Source organism: Mesorhizobium sp. NPDC059054 (assembly GCF_042739215.1).
In the GTDB taxonomy this organism is placed as follows: domain Bacteria; phylum Pseudomonadota; class Alphaproteobacteria; order Rhizobiales; family Rhizobiaceae; genus Mesorhizobium.
This window is the reverse complement of sequence record NZ_JBHYHV010000001.1, coordinates 311807-328420: the sequence shown is the minus strand read 5'-3', so window position 1 is coordinate 328420 and position 16614 is coordinate 311807. Positions and strand designations below refer to the sequence as shown.

Annotated in this window: 21 protein-coding genes; 11 read left to right on the top strand and 10 right to left on the bottom strand. The window is 62.2% G+C overall.

Annotated features, from left to right (window positions below; genetic code table 11):
* The first annotated feature begins 87 nt into the window (after positions 1 to 87).
* The 5 genes from ACFWXH_RS01540 (at position 88) to ACFWXH_RS01520 (ending at position 4945) form a co-directional block, all read left to right on the top strand.
* A complete protein-coding gene (locus ACFWXH_RS01540; protein ID WP_379116918.1) occupies positions 88 to 996 on the top strand; it encodes a LysR family transcriptional regulator in 909 nt (302 codons plus the stop codon).
* Positions 997 to 1089: 93 nt separating this feature from the next.
* A complete protein-coding gene (locus ACFWXH_RS01535; protein WP_379116916.1) occupies positions 1090 to 1728 on the top strand; it encodes a CerR family C-terminal domain-containing protein in 639 nt (212 codons plus the stop codon).
* 84 nt (positions 1729 to 1812) lie between these two features.
* A complete protein-coding gene (locus ACFWXH_RS01530) occupies positions 1813 to 2763 on the top strand; it encodes an HlyD family secretion protein (protein ID WP_379116914.1) in 951 nt (316 codons plus the stop codon).
* 128 nt (positions 2764 to 2891) lie between these two features.
* Positions 2892 to 3812: an ABC transporter ATP-binding protein gene (locus tag ACFWXH_RS01525; protein ID WP_379116912.1), complete on the top strand. Its 921-nt coding sequence runs from the start codon at positions 2892 to 2894 to the stop codon at positions 3810 to 3812.
* Positions 3809 to 4945, top strand: a complete 1137-nt coding sequence (locus ACFWXH_RS01520; RefSeq protein ID WP_054309165.1) for an ABC transporter permease — start codon at positions 3809 to 3811, stop codon at positions 4943 to 4945. Before ACFWXH_RS01525 ends, ACFWXH_RS01520 begins: the two co-directional genes overlap by 4 nt.
* Before the next feature lie 6 nt (positions 4946 to 4951).
* Here ACFWXH_RS01520 and ACFWXH_RS01515 read toward each other — a convergent pair whose 3' ends face one another.
* Entirely contained in the window at positions 4952 to 5932 is a 981-nt protein-coding gene (locus ACFWXH_RS01515; RefSeq protein WP_379116910.1) for a threonine/serine dehydratase, read from the bottom strand.
* 318 nt (positions 5933 to 6250) lie between these two features.
* On the opposite strand from ACFWXH_RS01515, the gene ACFWXH_RS01510 reads away from it, so the two are divergent.
* The gene (locus tag ACFWXH_RS01510; RefSeq protein WP_379116908.1) at positions 6251 to 6691 is read left to right on the top strand and encodes a hypothetical protein; all 441 of its coding nucleotides are present in this window, start codon (positions 6251 to 6253) and stop codon (positions 6689 to 6691) included.
* 136 nt (positions 6692 to 6827) lie between these two features.
* Here the strand turns inward: ACFWXH_RS01510 and ACFWXH_RS01505 are convergent, their stop codons facing one another.
* Positions 6828 to 7151, bottom strand: coding sequence for a hypothetical protein (locus tag ACFWXH_RS01505; protein WP_054309167.1), 324 nt, complete (start codon positions 7149 to 7151; stop codon positions 6828 to 6830).
* Between the two features lie 163 nt (positions 7152 to 7314).
* Here ACFWXH_RS01505 and mbfA point away from each other — a divergent pair, with 163 nt between their 5' ends.
* Positions 7315 to 8298, top strand: a complete 984-nt coding sequence (gene mbfA / locus ACFWXH_RS01500; RefSeq protein ID WP_379116906.1) for an iron exporter MbfA — start codon at positions 7315 to 7317, stop codon at positions 8296 to 8298.
* Positions 8299 to 8363: 65 nt separating this feature from the next.
* On the opposite strand, the gene ACFWXH_RS01495 is transcribed toward mbfA, so the two are convergent.
* The 4 genes from ACFWXH_RS01495 to ACFWXH_RS01480 all read right to left on the bottom strand — a co-directional run bounded on the left by ACFWXH_RS01495 (position 8364) and on the right by ACFWXH_RS01480 (position 10262).
* On the bottom strand, positions 8364 to 8708 hold the full coding sequence (locus ACFWXH_RS01495) for an antibiotic biosynthesis monooxygenase (RefSeq protein WP_054309169.1): 345 nt from the start codon (positions 8706 to 8708) through the stop codon (positions 8364 to 8366).
* Positions 8705 to 9631 carry an alpha/beta hydrolase gene (locus ACFWXH_RS01490; protein WP_379116904.1) on the bottom strand — a complete coding sequence of 309 codons (927 nt, stop codon included), beginning with the start codon at positions 9629 to 9631 and terminating at the stop codon, positions 8705 to 8707. The genes ACFWXH_RS01495 and ACFWXH_RS01490 overlap by 4 nt, the downstream gene beginning before the upstream one ends.
* Positions 9628 to 9960 carry an NIPSNAP family protein gene (locus ACFWXH_RS01485; RefSeq protein ID WP_379118905.1) on the bottom strand — a complete coding sequence of 111 codons (333 nt, stop codon included), beginning with the start codon at positions 9958 to 9960 and terminating at the stop codon, positions 9628 to 9630. The genes ACFWXH_RS01490 and ACFWXH_RS01485 overlap by 4 nt, the downstream gene beginning before the upstream one ends.
* An 83-nt stretch (positions 9961 to 10043) precedes the next feature.
* Positions 10044 to 10262 carry a DUF1127 domain-containing protein gene (locus ACFWXH_RS01480; protein ID WP_379116902.1) on the bottom strand — a complete coding sequence of 73 codons (219 nt, stop codon included), beginning with the start codon at positions 10260 to 10262 and terminating at the stop codon, positions 10044 to 10046.
* Positions 10263 to 10330: 68 nt separating this feature from the next.
* Between ACFWXH_RS01480 and ACFWXH_RS01475 the strand changes: the two genes are divergently transcribed.
* Entirely contained in the window at positions 10331 to 11083 is a 753-nt protein-coding gene (locus ACFWXH_RS01475; protein ID WP_379116900.1) for an ArsR/SmtB family transcription factor, read from the top strand.
* On the opposite strand, the gene ACFWXH_RS01470 is transcribed toward ACFWXH_RS01475, so the two are convergent.
* On the bottom strand, positions 11023 to 11517 hold the full coding sequence (locus ACFWXH_RS01470; RefSeq protein ID WP_379116898.1) for an SMI1/KNR4 family protein: 495 nt from the start codon (positions 11515 to 11517) through the stop codon (positions 11023 to 11025). The two genes, ACFWXH_RS01475 and ACFWXH_RS01470, sit on opposite strands and share 61 nt — an antisense overlap.
* 343 nt (positions 11518 to 11860) lie before the next feature.
* On the opposite strand from ACFWXH_RS01470, the gene ACFWXH_RS01465 reads away from it, so the two are divergent.
* The 3 genes from ACFWXH_RS01465 to ACFWXH_RS01455 all read left to right on the top strand — a co-directional run bounded on the left by ACFWXH_RS01465 (position 11861) and on the right by ACFWXH_RS01455 (position 13905).
* On the top strand, positions 11861 to 12007 hold the full coding sequence (locus ACFWXH_RS01465) for a hypothetical protein (protein ID WP_152979733.1): 147 nt from the start codon (positions 11861 to 11863) through the stop codon (positions 12005 to 12007).
* A gap of 293 nt (positions 12008 to 12300) precedes the next feature.
* Positions 12301 to 12642 carry a YciI family protein gene (locus ACFWXH_RS01460; RefSeq protein WP_379118903.1) on the top strand — a complete coding sequence of 114 codons (342 nt, stop codon included), beginning with the start codon at positions 12301 to 12303 and terminating at the stop codon, positions 12640 to 12642.
* 18 nt (positions 12643 to 12660) lie between these two features.
* The gene (locus ACFWXH_RS01455) at positions 12661 to 13905 is read left to right on the top strand and encodes an RNA polymerase sigma factor (RefSeq protein WP_379116896.1); all 1245 of its coding nucleotides are present in this window, start codon (positions 12661 to 12663) and stop codon (positions 13903 to 13905) included.
* A 21-nt stretch (positions 13906 to 13926) separates the two neighbouring features.
* Here ACFWXH_RS01455 and ACFWXH_RS01450 read toward each other — a convergent pair whose 3' ends face one another.
* From ACFWXH_RS01450 to ACFWXH_RS01440, 3 genes are all read right to left on the bottom strand, one after another.
* The gene (locus ACFWXH_RS01450; protein ID WP_379116894.1) at positions 13927 to 14553 is read right to left on the bottom strand and encodes a glutathione S-transferase family protein; all 627 of its coding nucleotides are present in this window, start codon (positions 14551 to 14553) and stop codon (positions 13927 to 13929) included.
* Positions 14554 to 14710: 157 nt separating this feature from the next.
* A complete protein-coding gene (gene cysK / locus ACFWXH_RS01445) occupies positions 14711 to 15691 on the bottom strand; it encodes a cysteine synthase A (protein WP_054309177.1) in 981 nt (326 codons plus the stop codon).
* Positions 15692 to 15854: 163 nt separating this feature from the next.
* On the bottom strand, positions 15855 to 16472 hold the full coding sequence (locus ACFWXH_RS01440) for a LysE family translocator (protein ID WP_054309178.1): 618 nt from the start codon (positions 16470 to 16472) through the stop codon (positions 15855 to 15857).
* Between the last annotated feature and the right edge of the window lie 142 nt (positions 16473 to 16614).

Below are 16614 nucleotides of genomic sequence, written 5' to 3'. Positions count from 1 at the left end.
ATGACTCGCATATCGATGGGGAGCTTTATTCACAAACAGCATCATGATACAAATTGAAATAGTCGATAATGATTATGCGAGTTTCGCATGAATATCCATGACCTCGAAGCTTTTGTCGCCGTTGTCGAGACAGGTTCGATCATCGGAGCCTCGGCGCGGCTGAACCTGACCCAGCCGGGCGTGACGCGGCGCATCCAGAACCTGGAAGACAGGCTGAAGACGGCGCTTCTCGATCGCCAGTCGAAGCCGTTCAAACCAACTGCGGCCGGCCGGGAGGCTTATGAACATGGCCGCCGCGTGCTGCGCTCGCTGGACGATCTGAAAGCCGGCGTCTCACCAACCGGGGATATCGAGGGGGAATTCAGGCTTGGCATCATGCCATATCTTTCCGATGCCGCGCTTGCGGTTCCGATCGAACGGCTGCGAACCGATTTCCCGAAACTGACGCTGCGCATCACATCCGGTTGGTCGCCACGCCTCATGGAACAGGTTCTGCGCAGCGAACTCGACGCGGCAGCGCTTTGCCTTGCCGATGGCCTTCAGCCACCCGACGAACTTGTCAGCGAGGACCTTGGAACGCAGTCGGTGCTGCTCGTCGCGGCAGCCGATCTTCCATTGCCAAAGCCTGCAAGCCTGGAAGACCTGTCCAAATTCTCGTGGGTGATGAACGAGACCGGGTGCGGTTTTCGTGCCTTCATCCGTCGCCAGTTCGAGGCGGCGCGTCTGCCCTTCAATGTCGGCGTGGAGGCGTTGAGCGCGGATCTGCGTCTGTCGCTGGTGGCGCGCGGCCACGGCATCGGCATGGTGACGCCCGCCGCTTTGGCCGGAAGCCCGTGGCAGGATCGCGTCAAAGTCATCGAGGTTCAGGATTTTCGCCCCCTGGTGCGTGCATGGATGCTCCATCGACCGCCCGCTGGACGGCTCGCTCGTCCTGTCGCGGTCTTTCGCGACGCATTGCTTGAGGGACTGAGGGTCCCTTCCCCATTCATTTCATAGGCAAAACGGCATCAGCTTTACTTTAATCATTCGATTGATTAAAGTAAATGAATGTCGACCCAATCGCAAAAACCACTCCCCTCGGCCGCTGACATGACGAAGGCAGCACTTGTGCGCGCCGCGCTCAAACTTTTCGGCCGGCAAGGTTATGACGGCACCTCCACGCGAGAGATTGCTGCCGCCGCCAAAGCCAATATCGGCTCGATCGCCTATCATTTCGGCGGCAAGGAAGGCCTGCGGGCGGCCGTCGCCGACCATATCGTCGAGACGATCCAGTCAATCGCCGCTCAGGCGCTGGGCGGCATGACCGGCCCCGAGCCTGCCACGCTGACAGCGGAGACAGCACGCGAGCAGTTGAAAGCGACGCTGCAGGGCATGGTTGCCTTCATCGTGGCACGCCCCGAAGCCGGCGAGATCGTACAATTCATGTTGAGGGAACTCTCCGATCCGACGCCCACGCTCGACCGCATCTATGCCGGCGTTTTCGAGCCGACGCACAGAAGACTTTGTGTCATCTGGGAGCGGGCCACCGGCGAGCCCGCCGAGAGCGAGGCGACGCGGCTGACCATCTTCTCGCTGATCGGACAGACGGTCTATTTCCGCATCGGCCGCGAACCGGTGATGCGCCGCATGGGCTGGACAGCGATCGGCGAAGACGAATCCGGCAAGATCGTCGCCACGCTGCACGCCAATCTCGATGCGATGCTGAACGCCAGGGGGAACAAGCCATGAAGCTGGAGATTTCGCACACGTTGAGATCAGCTCTTGCCTCGGCCAAGGCTGGCGATCGGCCCGGTTCTCGAGGGATGATGTGAAATGAGCCTGCTGTGTTCGCTGCCCCTGGCAGCACACCTGTTTTCCGCCTGCAGCGCCGCCGCGCCGCTCGCCGTCGGTTATGTCGAAGGCGACTTCGTACTGCTGGCCCCCATCGAAGTGGCCGAAGTGAAGACAGTTTCGGCACGACGCGGCGACCGTGTCAGCCCCGGCCAGCCTGTGGCGACGCTGGAGAGCGCCGATACCGAGATCGCCGTGGCACAGGCCAAGGCAGCGCTCGCCCAGGCGCAGGCGCAACTGGCCGACCTACAGGTCGGCAAGCGGCCGGAAGAGATCGCCGTGCTGGAGGCTACCTTGCGCTCGGCCAAGGCGCAGGCAGCCGATGCCGCCCGCACGCTCGCCCGTACGCAGGATCTGCTGAAACGCGGTGTCGCCACCCAGGCTCAGTATGACGATGCCGCCACCCAGGCGGAGGTGGCAGAAGCCGCCATCGGCCAGGCCACCGCCAATCTGGCCGTCGGTAACCTGCCGGCACGGCCCGAGACGATCAAGGCCGCCGAAAACCAGGTGAAACAGGCGAAAACCGCGCTGGATCAGGCGGAATGGCAGCTTTCCAAACGCACGCTTGTCGCGCCTGCCGCTGGCCGCGTCGATGACATCATCCGCCATGCCGGCGACACGGCCGGCCCCAGCGCGCCAGTGCTTTCGGTGCTGCCGGATGGTGCGGTGAAGCTCACCGTCTACGTGCCCGAAGCCAGCCTCTCCTCGGTCAAGGTCGGCGGCGAACTGGCGGTGCGCTGCGATGGCTGCCCGCAAGACCTCAAGGCTCGCATCAGCTACGTCTCGCCCGATCCGGAATTCACGCCACCCGTCATCTACTCGCTCGAGAACCGGCAGAAGCTGGTCTACCTCGTCGAGGCGCGGCCCATGGGCGATGCCGGGCCGCTGCAGCCGGGGCAGATCGTGGATGTGGATCTAGCGAGTAGGGAATAGGGAATAGCGAGTAGGGAGATGGTTGAATTGATCTCATCAAGGCGCGACCGGCTTTGCTGCTCGCACCTCACCATTCGCTACTCACTATTCGCTACTCACTACTCGCTCGCTGCCGGAGGCAGCGCTTTATGAATGCCATCGACGTCAAGAACCTGGTGAAACGCTTCGGCGACAAGACCGTCGTCGACCATGTCACGATGAGCGTGGCCGAAGGCGAGATCGTTGGCTTCCTCGGCCCCAACGGCTCCGGCAAGACCACGACCATCCGCATGATGTGCGGGCTTTTGACGCCGGACGAAGGCGAAGGCACCGTGCTCGGCTACGACCTCAGGACGGAGAGCCTGAAGATCAAGAACGAGGTTGGCTACATGACGCAGAAGTTCTCGTTCTACGAGGACCTGACGATCGCCGAAAACCTCGAATTCGTCGCCCGTCTTTATCATCTGAAGCCGATTGAGGATCATGTCGACAAGACGCTGGAGGAACTTGGCTTGACCAGCCGGCGCAACCAGCTCGCCGGTACGCTTTCAGGTGGCTGGAAGCAGCGGCTCGCACTCGCCGCCTGTATCATGCACAAGCCGCGGCTGCTTCTGCTCGACGAGCCGACCGCCGGCGTCGATCCAAAGGCCCGGCGCGAATTCTGGGATGAGATCCATCACCTCGCCCATGGCGGGCTGACCGTCCTGGTCTCCACCCACTACATGGACGAAGCCGAGCGCTGCCACCGCATCTCCTACATCTCCTATGGCAAGCTGTTGGCCACCGGCACCGTGGCGGAGGTGGTGGAGAATGCGGGGCTCACCACCTTCATCGTCGAAGGGCCGCGCCTCGACACCGTGACGGCGGCGCTCGAAGGCAGGCCCGGCGTCGATCAGGTAGCGCCATTCGGCGCGACGCTGCATGTCGTGGGTTCGGATGCCGGCGCGCTCAAACACGCGCTGGCCGATGTCGAGAAGACGCATCCCGGCGTCAAGGTGAGGCCTGGCGAAACCAGCCTGGAAGACGTCTTCATCCAGTTCATGGCTGGTTCGAAGGACAATATGGCGTGAGCAAGCTGTTCTCTCCCGCCAGGCTCGGCGCGCTGCTGACCAAGGAATTCATCCAGATGCGGCGCGACCGCGTCACGTTCGCCATGATGCTGGGCGTTCCGCTGATGCTGCTCATCCTGTTCGGCTTTGCCATCAACAGCGATCCGAAGCGGCTGCCGGCGGCGCTGCTGGCGATGAGCAGCGACCCATACACGCGTGCCATGGTCTCGGCGCTGGAAAACACCAACTACTACCGCTTCGACTACATCGCCCGCACGGAAGCCGAGGCGGACTTCCTGCTGGCGCGCGGCGATGTCTCGTTCGTGGTCACTATTCCGGCCGATTTCGGCAAAAGGGTCGAGCGCGGCGACCGGCCACAGATCCTGATCGAGGCCGACGCGACCGATCCGTCATCTGCGAGCGGCGCCATCTCCACCCTCGGCACCGTCGCATCCCAGGCCCTGCTGCGCGCTCGTGGCATGGAAGCAGCTGCCGCCGAGGATGCGGCAAGCCAGCTCGATGTCATCACCCACCGCCTCTACAATCCCGAAGGCATCTCGCAATACAACATCGTGCCCGGCCTGCTCGGCGTCATCCTGCAGATGACCATGGTGATGATGACCTCGATCGCGCTGACGCGCGAGACTGAGCGCGGCACGATGGAAAACCTGCTTGCCATGCCTGCCAACCCGCTGGAGATCATGCTGGGCAAGGTGTTGCCCTATGCCGGCGTAGGCGCGGTGCAAGTGGTGGTGGTGCTGATCGCGGCGAAGTTGTTGTTCCATGTGCCTTTCGTCGGCGGGCTCGGGCTGCTTCTGTCCTCGATCCTCGTCTTCGTGCTGGGGCTGGTTTTGCTCGGCTACACGATCTCGACCGTGTCGCGGACACAGATGCAGGCCATGCAGCTCACTTTTTTCTTCTTCCTGCCGTCGATCCTTCTGTCCGGCTTCATGTTCCCCTATCGTGGCATGCCGGGCTGGGCGCAGACCTTCGGCGAGATTTTCCCGCTCACGCATTTCCTGCGCATCGTGCGTGCGGTGATGCTGAAAGGTGCCGAGTTTCCTGCCGTTGCCAGCGAGATCGGCTGGCTGATCTTCTTCGTGGCGCTGTTTGCAGGGCTGGCGCTGATGCGCTTCCGCCGCACGCTCGACTAGCCCGGTTCAGGCAGCAGCGAGAATTTTGGCATAGGTGCCGAAGTCGACATTGCCACCGGAAAGCACCACCGCCACGCATTTGCCGGCAAGGTCGATCTCACCGGAGGACAGCGCAGCAAGCCCGACACAGCCGCCAGGCTCCACCACCAGCTTGAGATAGGCCATCGCATCGCGCATGGCGGCCGCTGTCGCCCCGTCCGACACCACGACGGAACCGGCAAGGTTCTTGCGGTTGATCTCGAAGGTGATGGCGCCGGGTTCATGCGTCAGGATTGCGTCGCAGATCGAGTCGTGGCCAGGATCGTTGGCGATGCGCTGGCCGGCAGCGAGAGAGCGGCGGGTATCGTCGAAATGCTCCGGCTCGGCCACCCAGACGGCAGTCCGCGGCGAAGCATCCTTGATCGCGATTGAAATACCGCTCGACAGCCCGCCCCCACCACACGGCATCACCACCGCATCGAGCGTCGTGCCAAGGGCCGTTGCCTGTGCAACCAGCTCCAGCCCGATCGTGCCCTGGCCGGCGATGATGGCAGGGTCGTCGAAGGGCGGCACCAGCGCCATGCCCTGCTCCACCCATGGCCGTACCACCGCCATGCGGTCATCGCGAAACCGGTCGAAGCGCACCACTTCCGCGCCCATGAGCTTTACGTTGGCGACCTTGGTTTCCGGCGCATTCGAAGGCATGGCGATCACGCTTTTCAAGCCGAACATAGCGGCGGCCGCTGCCACGCCTTGTGCATGATTGCCGGAGGAAAAGGCGACAACGCCGCCGCGGCGTTCATCCTCCGACAGGGAGGAGATCTTGTTGTAGGCGCCACGAAATTTGAACGAACCAGTACGCTGCAGCGTTTCCGGTTTGAAGAGGACGCGGCCACCGAAGCGTTCGTTGAGCACGGGAGACTCGATCAACGGCGTTGTCACGATCAGGCCGGAGAGGCGCTCGGCGGCGTTGCGAACATCGGCAATGGCGGGAAGCGAAGCTGTCATGGAAACCTGCTCAATCACACATTCGCCGTCATCATGTGCGCGAAGCATAGGCGAGCGCCAACGAAAAGATGTAACCGTGACAATGTTCATTCGCCTAGCGCAATTCCAGGAAAAGTGTGTAGCGGTTTTCCGTCCGGAATTGCGCAAAACAAAGAGTTAGAGCGTTTCCGCGTTTCCGTGAAAAACGGAAACGCTCTAGTGTCATCGGTTCGTCAGGGACGTCGGCGGTGCTCACCGATTGTTTCTGAACCAAGCGAAATCTGACTTGAACAGGACAGCGCCGCCTGACCTTGTGCGGCGATGAGAGGAGGCCTTCAAATGCGCAAGATCCTTACCCTTTCCACCCTCGCCATAACGCTGGCACTGACCAGCCTGCCACTGACCACGGCCTCGGCCGAAGATCTCAACATTCAGATCGGCCCGGATGGTCCCAAGGTCATGATGCGTGACCGGCGCTGCGATCCCGACCGCGAATATTGCGGTGAGCGCCGCCGCTCCGACGAATGGCGCAGCGAGGACGACTACGGGCGTCGCCGTTCCGACGAGTGGCGTAGAGACCGTGAGGATGATGACGGTTATCGCCGCCGCGAATGCAGTCCGGACCGCGCGCTCGACAAGGCCGAGCGCATGGGCGTGCGCCGCGCCCGCGTCGTCGGCGTCGGCCGCCGCACCATCGAGGTGCGCGGCATTGCCCGCAGCGGTGAGCGCGTACGCCTGATCTTCGGCCGCCGCGACCCGCGCTGCCCGCTGATGAGCTGACGTCTTTCGACAATGCAAATGCGAACGGGCGCCCAACGGCGCCCGTTTTGCGTTGGTTGGGGTGCTCCCCCTCATCCGGTTTGTGTCGAGCACGCTTTGAAAGCGCCTGCGGACCTTCGCCTGGGTGACGGGTTTCTTACCCCAGCAAGGTCGGCTTGCGTTTGTTTCCGCCCGCCTTGCGCCAGGAATTGAAACGATGCGTGGCGGCCGCGAAGGAGATCTTCATCTTCTGCGAGACGGAATAGCGCGATTCACCCTTGTCGAAGAGCCGATAGCAACACTCGACGCCTTCCCCGGTCAGCTTGCCATCCGGCGTTTTGTTGTGCGGATTGGCTGGGTCGAACGGCTCGATCTCGACCGACATCATGGTCTTGAGACGGGCAAGGTCAGCCTCGATCGAGGCGATGAGATCGAGAACCGGTTTCGGATCAAAGGATTTCGTGCGCTTGGCAGCCGTCATGCAAAGGTCTCCGGTTGGCTTCTCACGACATATAGGTGAACATTCGCCGATAAAAAGGACCATCGCAAAACCATGATGACTGTCGGTGAAAGCCAGCCGTCACGCTTGACCGGCCGATGGTAGCGGCATAGTTTAGAATAATTCTAAACTAGAGATATCCATCATGCTTTCCCGTGTTTTCGGCTTCGGCCGCCGTTCCTTTTCCTCGCTCTCCGAACAGGAAATCCTGGCACTGGCCATCTCCTCCGAGGAGGACGATGCCCGCATCTACCGCTCGTATGCGGAGGGTCTGCAAGAGAGCTATCCGCATTCGGCCAGGATGTTCGAGGAAATGGCAGCAGAAGAAGACAAGCATCGCGGCTTGCTGATCGAACTGCATCGCAAGCGTTTTGGTGAACTCATCCCGCTCATCCGCCGCGACCATGTGAGGGGCTACTACGAACGCAAGCCCGACTGGCTGGTGCGTCCCCTGGGCATCGACAAGGTACGCCACCAGGCCGAGGAAATGGAGCGGCAGGCCCAGATCTTCTACATCGAAGCGGCCAAGCGCACGTCCGATGCCTCCACCCGCAAATTGCTCGGCGACCTCGCCGCGGCAGAACAGAACCACGAGGACCTTGCTCATAAGCTCGAGCAGAAATATGTGCCGGGCGACGTGCGCGATGAGGAAGCCGCGACGGAGCGGCGGCAGTTCATTCTCACCTATGTGCAGCCGGGGCTGGCCGGGCTGATGGACGGCTCTGTATCGACTCTGGCGCCGATCTTCGCAGCGGCCTTTGCCACACACGACACCTGGCAGACCTTCCTCGTCGGCCTGTCGGCCTCGATCGGCGCCGGCATCTCGATGGGTTTCACCGAGGCCGCGCATGATGACGGCAAGCTCTCGGGGCGCGGTTCGCCGCTGAAGCGCGGGCTGGCCAATGGCATCATGACTTCGCTCGGCGGACTCGGCCACGCCTTGCCCTATCTCATCACGAATTTCTGGACCGCGACTTCGGTGGCTGCAGTCGTCGTGTTCTTCGAATTGTGGGCGATCGCCTTCATCCAGAACCGCTACATGGAAACGCCCTTCCTGCGCGCAGCTTTCCAGGTGGTGCTCGGCGGCGCGCTGGTGTTCGCCGCCGGTGTTCTGATCGGCAACGCCTGACTATCCGGCACTTCCCTCTCTCGCAAGAGTGGCCTTTCCCGCAAGAGTGGAGAGAGAAGTGCCGATCAGCCGTGAGCTTTTTGGCTGTCGGCCGGCACCTCGGCGCGGTCGAACATGCCATAGTCACGCATCACATGGGCAATGCGCAGGCGGTAGTCCGAAAAGATGCCGGCGCGACCGGCTTTCTGAGCCTGACGGTGATCCTCGCTGTTGCGCCATTCTCGCACCGCTTCCTCGTCGCGCCAGAATGACAGAGACAGGACGCGTGCGGGGTCGGTCAAACTCTGGAACCGCTCGATGGAGATGAAACCGTCGATGCCGTCGAGCAACGGGCGCAGATTGGCGGCAATGCCGAGATAGGCGTCGCGCTTGCCCTCGGCCGGGGTGACTTCGAAGATAACAGCGATCATGGGTTTGTTTCTCCTGCGAGGAAGCGGCCGGCCGTTTCAAACAACGCCACGCGGCCAGTTTCGAGGTGCATCAGATGGGTGCCCTTCGGAAGTTTGCGATCGAGCTTGATCCGGCCTCCCAACCGGTCCATCAGCCAAGCGGCGTCCGCGTCGTCCGAAACGCGATCCCAAGCACCGCGAACTACCAGTGTCGGCGCCTGGATCCGCGCGGGATCGTAGACCATCCGGCCGGCCCAGGCATCGGCGATGTCAGCCACGGGACCGCCGGGCACCTGCACAGCAGGTGGCGTGCGCGCCGCACTGCCAGGATCGGTGGCAAGGTAGGCCGGCCCCCACGATGCGAGTTCCGGCTCGATCAGGACAGGCGGATGCCCCGAAGGCACGTCTTCGACAAAACGCGACAATTGATCGGCGATGGACACCAGCCGCCAGCCTGGGACATGGGCTGCCCTATCGCCTGCGACGTCGCGCCGGGCGATCGGCCCGAACAGGACCAGGCGATCCACGTTCCCAGGCCGTGTCGCCGCATAGAGTCCCGCGACAAGAGTACCCCACGAATGGGCAATCAAGGAAACCCGCGCGCCACCCGTAACAGCCAGGACATGCGCGACGACCCGGCCAAGCTGCTGGCGGGCCCATGGCGCACGGCCTCCTGGCTGCCGGCCAGCAGGCGAGCGCGCAAAGTAGGCCGGACGGTCGGACCCGCCATAGCCGGCAAAATCGAAGGCCCATACGTCGAAACCACGCCGGTGCAGATCGTCCATCCAGGAATGGCCGTGAAACCGGTACGCGACTGACAGTGCCGACGGGAATGTCGCGCCATGGACGTAGATGACGCTTGGTCCCGACGAAGCGACGCGCCTGACCAGCAATCGAGGTTCGCCGGCCCGTCCGTCGAGTATGGTGGCCTCGCCCGGTGTCACGGCTTAACCAACGCTGCATGCGGCGCTGATGCCAGCTTCAGAAAAATCCGGTCTTCCTTGAGGATGAAGTTTTCGCGCCGGGCGAACTCGAAATTGGCCTTGCCTGCGGGATCGGCGGCAAGGCGGGCGCGGTAGGCTTCGTAGGCCGCCAGACTTTCGATGTTGTATAGCGCATAGGCTGTCGTGGCAGAGCCTTCATGCGGTGCGAAATAGCCGATCAGGTCCGCGCCGCAGCGAGGGATCGCCTGCCCCCAGTTACGGGCATATTCCTCGAACGCCGCCTTCTTGAACGGATCGATCTCGTATCGGATGAAGCAGGTGATGGTCATGGTGATCTCCTTCGGCAGGGGCATCGACACTTCGATCGCGATCGAAACATCGGCTGGGAAATGGGACTAAACGCGGGATACGATCACGGCAGCCAGAAGAACTTTGCGCATTCGCGCCGTATATCTTCGGGCGCCAGGCCAAGGTCTTCGAGTTGCCATGCGTCGAGTTCGGCAAGCTCCAGCCGCTGCAGATAACAGTCATAACGGCGCATCAGCAGCGACCACTGCCCGCGTGCGACCCAGCGAAAGCGGAACCGGGCGTAGCCGACATCGGCACTGACAGGATGAGACAGGCTGGTCATCGTCGTCTCCTTGAACTGCTCGCAAATTAGTGCTTTTCTTGCGTCAATGCTTTGATGGGGATCGAACTATGAAAGACGGACCGGATATCGCCCGTATCGCCAGCCTGATCGGCGACCCTGCCCGCGCCAACATGCTGACGGCGTTGATGGCAGGCGCCGCGCTGACGGCAAGCGAGCTGGCGCTGGAGGGTGGCGTCACCCTGCCGACGGCATCATCGCACCTGGCCAAGCTCATCGAAGGCGGGTTGCTTACCGTCGCCGCCCAGGGTCGTCATCGCTATTATGGCCTGGCTGGGCCGCAGGTAGCCTCCATGCTGGAGGCCATCATGGGCGTAGCAGCCGGTGTCGGGCCCAAGCGCGCTCGCCCCGGCCCGCGCGAACCGGCAATGCGCGAAGCGCGTGTCTGCTACGACCATCTTGCCGGCGAACACGCCGTGAAGATGATGGACACGTTTCTCGCCCGCGACATCCTGGTACGCGACGGTCAGGAGATTCGGCTCGGCCCGAACGGTGCCTCGCATTTCATCGCAATCGGAATCGACGCGGAGAGGCTAGGTCCCTCGCGCCGGCCGGTCTGCCGCGACTGTCTCGACTGGAGCGTGCGCCGCTCGCATCTGGCCGGGCAGCTGGGTGCTGCGATCCTCGACAAGATCCTCGCCGAGAAATGGGCGCGCCGAGAAAAGGATAGCCGCGTCGTCACCTTTTCACCGAAAGGTCGTCAGGCATTCGAGAAGGCATTCCTGGAGGTTAGCCAAGTCGACTATTTGCGCCGGAGCTTCCTGACGAACTCCGTGAACGACGACGCCAGGGGCAACACGTAACCCCAGTCCCTGGAACTGGCTTCCTCCAGGGTCCAATCGTCATCCTCGGGCGCGAGTTCGTGGTCGATGAAGCAGAGCTTCCCCTCATTGCCCTCATCGAGCCGGAGGCAGATGGGATTTCCGCCATGGTCACTCATGATCCACAGCAGGTCATTGTGCAGAGGCCATGGCGGAAATCTCCGGTTGTGGACCAGCGAATAAACCGGATCCTTCTGCAGGCCGCCAACGTCCAGCACATATCCGGCCCACACCCCGTTCGGAAAATCAAACGAAACTTTTTGGAGACATCTGCCGCCGGCGCAGGCCAGCAGAAATGCGCAATAGTCGTCAGGAAGGAAGATTCCCGTCGTTTCCTCGAACCGCTGCAGGTCGCGTGGCTCCGCGGGACTCTCCCCTGCCTGATTGACGGCGTCGATAAAGCGCCAAAGCTCCATTCGCACGTTCCCACAGATCGCGTTTCATGCCTGCAGCGTAGTGAGGAAGCAGCCCCTTCGGCAACTCCCGCAGCGAGGTGAGCATTTCCGTATTTCGCAGCCGAAGGCCGAAACCGAACCGCGTTTTTCCGAGTCTCAAACGAAAGCTTCTGTGGCGCGAAAGTCACAGCACTGACAAAGGCGTCAAATGGCGCCAAAACACCGTGAATCCGCCACTTTGCGGCCATGATTCGTAGAGGTTTCGCCCGAAGATTAACATCCCGTTCACCGACTATTCACGCCTTCTCGCTAGGATGCACCCAATCGGACGGGACATCCGAAAATCGGGACAGGGAATAGACGAATGACCATCTTCAGCCAGTTCAAAGGCTACGCCGCCGCCATCCGCGAATTCATCGCGCCAACCTATCGGCCCGAGCGCCATTACATGCGCGGTCCCGGTCCGGCTTGTGCTCGCCGCACCCACACGCTCGGCGTGAGCGCCCACTGATGACACTGGAAAGCCGTCACGACAGCCGGGTCGCCCGTCCCGCTGCCGAACAACGCACGACCACCTACCGGCCGCTGCGGCCAGGGATTGCTGCACGCCCCTGAGACGCTGCAATTGAAACAACTTCCCGATCTTCAAACCGCCGGTGTTCTCCCACGCCGGCGGTTTTCGTTTTTCCAACAGGGGCTGAAGATTTTTTCGGCATCGCCTGTCGAAATCGGGCAAGCTCGCGCGACATTCGTGCGGCCAGCAAGGACGCGGCCTTCGAAACTCGGGAGATTGTCGTGCAATATATGCTTCTGATCCATGTCGACGAAACGGCCTTCGCCAGGATGACCCCCGAAATGCAAGGGGTAATGTCGGAACCCTACATGGCCTACAATGCTGCACTCGAGAAGGCCGGAGCCATGGTGGTCGGCCAGCGGCTGCAGCCATCCAACGTCTCCACCACGGTCAAGGTCCGCGAGGGCAAGACAGAGGTGCTCGACGGCCCGTTCGCTACCACCAAAGAACAGCTCGGCGGCTTCTATCTTATAGAGGCTCCCGATCTCGACGCGGCACTTTCCTGGGCTGCGCGATGCCCTGCCGCCAGCCATGGCACAGTCGAGGTGCGCCCGATCTGGCCGACCCACTGAGCAGCAAGGCAGGGCGCGATGGCCTCGGCCACGGAGACGGCCCGGGCGGCGGCTGAAGCGGCCGCCCGCCAAAGCTACGGCAAGCTCGTCGCTTTCCTCGCCGCGCGTTCGCGCGACGTTGCCGGCGCCGAGGACGCGCTCGCAGACGCCTTTGCGATGGCGCTCGCAAGATGGCCCGAAACGGGTGTCCCCCAACATCCCGAAGCCTGGCTTCTCGCGGTGGCGCGCCGCCGCGCCACCGACCAGCATCGCCGACACCAGACACGCGAGGCGGCACTACCCCATCTCAAGCTCATCGGCGATGAAATGGAGGAAGAGGCAATGCGCGAGAAGCTGCCGGACGATCGCCTCGGCCTGATCTTTGCCTGCGCTCATCCAGCGATCGATTCAGGCGTGCGCGCGCCGCTGATCCTGCAGACGGTGCTCGGCTTTGACGCCGCCACCATCGCGTCCGCCTTTCTGATCTCACCCGCCACCATGGGGCAGCGGCTCGTACGCGCCAAGGCCCGTATCCGAGAAGCGGGTATCCCTTTCCGCATTCCTGAACTGCCGGAACTACCTGAGCGGCTGTCGGCAGTACTCGAGGCTGTCTACGCTGCCTTCGCCGAAGGGTGGACCGATCCTGCCGGTACCGAAACGCGCCGCCGCAACCTGGCGACCGAGGCAATCTGGCTTTGCCGGCTGGTGACCGAACTGATGCCGGAAGAGCCGGAAGCTCTCTCACTGCTCGCGTTGATGCTCTATGCTGAAGCGCGACGCGAGGCGCGCCGAGGCACGCAAGGCGACTTCGTGCCACTCAGCGAGCAGGATATGACCTTATGGAATACCAAGCTGATTGAGGAAGCGGACGCGCTGCTGCAGCGCGCAGGCCGTTCCTCCAGCCTCGGCCGCTACCAGATCGAAGCGGCAATCCAGTCCGTGCATATCGCCCGCCGCCTGACCGGCAGGACCGACTGGGCGGCACTCAGACAATTCTACGATGCGCTTGCCCTGGTTGCCGGCTCACCAGTCGTGACCATCAACCGCGCGGTTGCTGTCGGCGAGACCGATGGGCCTACCGCCGGGCTGGCCGAACTCGACACTGTCGCCGACGACCGCCGCATCGATGACTACCAGCCTTATTGGGCAGCGCGAGCTGGGCTGCTCACCGAACTCGGCCGGTGGGATGAGGCGCGACTGGCCTACGAAAGGGCGATCGGACTGGAGCGCGATGAAGCAGTGCGGCGGTTCCTGGCCGCAAAGAAGGCGACGCTCCTGAACTGAACAAATTACCCTTCAGGCTGATCAGGAGGGCCACATCTCATGGCGCCCATTGAGCGCGGCAAGCATGGGATCAACGCGTAGTCTGGCGCAGACCCGCTCGACATTCGGCCAGGCCCGACGCGCCTTATCCGTGTCCGGATACCAGCAAACCATCATCAGCATATAGATGTCTGCAATGGTACGGCTGTCACTCACCAGCCAATCACGGCCGGTCAGCGCACTGTCCAAAATACTGATTTCCTTATCCATCTCGGCAACAGCCGCTTGTTTGACTGCGGCGATGCCGGCAGCGTCGGTGGTCGAACGGTGCGGATAATAGTAGCGCAGATTGGCCATGTAGATGGCGGTCGCCATGAACGCCATCCAACGCAGGAAATCCGCCCTGCCCGGCTCGCCGGCAACCGGACCAAGCCCTTTTCCCGGGTGCAACTCAGCGAGCAGAAGCGAGATCGCCACTGTTTCGGGGAGGGCATGACCACTCGGCAGAACCAGCACCGGCACCTGGTTCATCGGGCTGATCTTGAGAAACTCTGGATCCGGCTCCGGTTTCTTTGGCACATCGATCTGTTCGAAGGGAACGCCGGCCAGCTTGAGTGCGGCCTCAATCACGAACCCGCCCGAGCCCGGGCGCGTGTAAAGCTTATACATTTTTTGCTGCTCCTCCCTGGTCCGGCGTTCGGACCAGAGTGGATTTGACCTGGCCGAGGCACAGCACTCAAGCTAGCAACAGTAAGGCCAACAGATTTTTCACAGGGGCCAGGGACGGGAAACGCCTTTCCGCTCCGCTGGCCACAAGAGAAAAAACTTACGTGCCAAGCCCTTCGAAAAGTACAGTCGAGAGGTAGCGTTCGGCAAAGGACGGAATGACAACGACAAGGTTCTTGCCCTTGTTCTCCGGCCGCGAGCCGACAATGATCGCGGCCTGCAGCGCGGCGCCAGACGAAATACCAACCGGCACCCCTTCCAGGCGAGCAACGAGGCGGGCATTGGCGACAGCATCCTCGTTGGAGACCTTGACGATCTCGTCATAGATGGTGGTGTCGAGGATCTTCGGCGCAAAGCCCGCGCCGAGCCCCTGGATCTTGTGCGGGCCGGGCTGGCCGCCCGACAACACCGCCGATGCTTCCGGCTCAACGGCCACGACATGCAACGAAGGCTTGCGCTTCTTGATTACCTGGCCGACGCCGGTGATGGTGCCACCGGTGCCGATGCCGGAGACGAAGATGTCGACTTCGCCCTTGGTGTCGTTCCAAATCTCTTCGGCGGTGGTTTCGCGATGAATCTCGGGATTGGCCGGATTCTCGAACTGCTGCGGAATGATGGCATCCGGCAGCGAGGCGGCCAGTTCGTCGGCCTTGGCGATCGCGCCCTTCATGCCCTTCGGCCCTTCGGTCAGCACAAGTTCGGCGCCGAGCAGCGCCAGCATCTTGCGACGCTCGACCGACATGGTTTCGGGCATGGTGAGGATCAGCTTGTAACCTTTGGCGGCGGCGGCGAAAGCCAGCGCGATACCGGTGTTGCCGGAGGTCGGCTCGATCAACACCGTCTTGCCGGGGGTGATCTTGCCGTCGCGCTCCAGCGTCTCGATCATGGCGACGCCGATGCGGTCCTTCACCGAAGCGATCGGGTTGAAGAACTCGAGCTTGGCGAGAAGATTGGCGACGATGCCTTTTTCCTTCGCGAATTTGTCCAGCCTGACCAGCGGGGTATCGCCGATCGTCTCGGTAATCGAATTGTAGATGCGGCCGCGGCCGGGAACACGTGCGGAGGTTACAGGCTTGTTCATTGATTTCGCTCCCTGAAACGAGGCTGCCTTATGCGGCTTTTCACCAACGGAAGATAGGCCGCCACCCGACTATATCCGAGTGGGCAGCGTGCTGAAAACAACAGGTGGCTGGAACAGTTTTCCTGATTATCCCGGATTCAGGTTCAGCTTTGCGCAAACACCCTCAGGACCGGGCGGCAATCGCTGCCGCGGCACCAACCATGAAGCCGGCTGCCGTACGGTTCAACGCTTTCAATGCACGCGGCGAACGCAGGAACCAGCGCGCCTTGGCCGCAAGCGCCAAATACGGCACCAGGACGATGAGCAGCACGACGGCGGTGATGGCAGCCAGGATGCCGTAATCGGCCAAGGTCAGCGATTTGAGATCGACGATGGTCGGCGTGATCGCAAGGTAGAAGATCATCGTCTTCGGATTGCCGAGCGTGACGGCAAGGCCGGCCAGTACCGAGGGAACGAAACCATCCCTGCCCTTGCGGGCTTCGACCGTTTCCGGCGTGATGCCGGCCGTCCAGAAACTCCAGGCGAGATAGGCAAGGTAGAGCACACCCAGCCATTTGATGACCAGGAACACCATGCCGAAACTCTGCGCCACCAGCGCAAGACCGAGCACGACCGCGGTGAGATAGGTCAGATCGCCAAGCACGAGCCCCAATGACATTGCCAGAGATGAGCGGAAGCCGGAACCGAGCGCTCTCGCCACCAGCGCCGTCACGCCGGGACCGGGGATGGCGGCGGCGACCGCAAGGGCGGCGGAATAGGCAAGAAATCCGGCAAGGGTCATCGCGAAAACCTCGGGAACACCGGCGCTTTATCGCATGGAAGCCAGCCTCCTGGAAATGGCACAGTGTTTGGTCCAGCCACTCACAATTTCCTGAAAAGGCATCGACATTTCGACCCGGCTCCTGTACGCGCACGGTCCCGCC

What these genes read in the sequence shown, in the direction of transcription:
- ACFWXH_RS01540 (WP_379116918.1), top strand. Translation starts at nt 88, where the DNA reads ATGAATATCCATGACCTCGAAGCTTTTGTCGCCGTTGTCGAGACAGGT.
- ACFWXH_RS01535 (WP_379116916.1), top strand. Translation starts at nt 1,090, where the DNA reads ATGACGAAGGCAGCACTTGTGCGCGCCGCGCTCAAACTTTTCGGCCGG.
- ACFWXH_RS01530 (WP_379116914.1), top strand. Translation starts at nt 1,813, where the DNA reads ATGAGCCTGCTGTGTTCGCTGCCCCTGGCAGCACACCTGTTTTCCGCC.
- ACFWXH_RS01525 (WP_379116912.1), top strand. Translation starts at nt 2,892, where the DNA reads ATGAATGCCATCGACGTCAAGAACCTGGTGAAACGCTTCGGCGACAAG.
- ACFWXH_RS01515 (WP_379116910.1), bottom strand. Translation starts at nt 5,932, where the DNA reads ATGACAGCTTCGCTTCCCGCCATTGCCGATGTTCGCAACGCCGCCGAG.
- ACFWXH_RS01510 (WP_379116908.1), top strand. Translation starts at nt 6,251, where the DNA reads ATGCGCAAGATCCTTACCCTTTCCACCCTCGCCATAACGCTGGCACTG.
- ACFWXH_RS01505 (WP_054309167.1), bottom strand. Translation starts at nt 7,151, where the DNA reads ATGACGGCTGCCAAGCGCACGAAATCCTTTGATCCGAAACCGGTTCTC.
- mbfA (WP_379116906.1), top strand. Translation starts at nt 7,315, where the DNA reads ATGCTTTCCCGTGTTTTCGGCTTCGGCCGCCGTTCCTTTTCCTCGCTC.
- ACFWXH_RS01495 (WP_054309169.1), bottom strand. Translation starts at nt 8,708, where the DNA reads ATGATCGCTGTTATCTTCGAAGTCACCCCGGCCGAGGGCAAGCGCGAC.
- ACFWXH_RS01485 (WP_379118905.1), bottom strand. Translation starts at nt 9,960, where the DNA reads ATGACCATCACCTGCTTCATCCGATACGAGATCGATCCGTTCAAGAAG.
- ACFWXH_RS01480 (WP_379116902.1), bottom strand. Translation starts at nt 10,262, where the DNA reads ATGACCAGCCTGTCTCATCCTGTCAGTGCCGATGTCGGCTACGCCCGG.
- ACFWXH_RS01475 (WP_379116900.1), top strand. Translation starts at nt 10,331, where the DNA reads ATGAAAGACGGACCGGATATCGCCCGTATCGCCAGCCTGATCGGCGAC.
- ACFWXH_RS01470 (WP_379116898.1), bottom strand. Translation starts at nt 11,517, where the DNA reads ATGGAGCTTTGGCGCTTTATCGACGCCGTCAATCAGGCAGGGGAGAGT.
- ACFWXH_RS01465 (WP_152979733.1), top strand. Translation starts at nt 11,861, where the DNA reads ATGACCATCTTCAGCCAGTTCAAAGGCTACGCCGCCGCCATCCGCGAA.
- ACFWXH_RS01460 (WP_379118903.1), top strand. Translation starts at nt 12,301, where the DNA reads ATGCTTCTGATCCATGTCGACGAAACGGCCTTCGCCAGGATGACCCCC.
- ACFWXH_RS01455 (WP_379116896.1), top strand. Translation starts at nt 12,661, where the DNA reads ATGGCCTCGGCCACGGAGACGGCCCGGGCGGCGGCTGAAGCGGCCGCC.
- ACFWXH_RS01450 (WP_379116894.1), bottom strand. Translation starts at nt 14,553, where the DNA reads ATGTATAAGCTTTACACGCGCCCGGGCTCGGGCGGGTTCGTGATTGAG.
- cysK (WP_054309177.1), bottom strand. Translation starts at nt 15,691, where the DNA reads ATGAACAAGCCTGTAACCTCCGCACGTGTTCCCGGCCGCGGCCGCATC.
- ACFWXH_RS01440 (WP_054309178.1), bottom strand. Translation starts at nt 16,472, where the DNA reads ATGACCCTTGCCGGATTTCTTGCCTATTCCGCCGCCCTTGCGGTCGCC.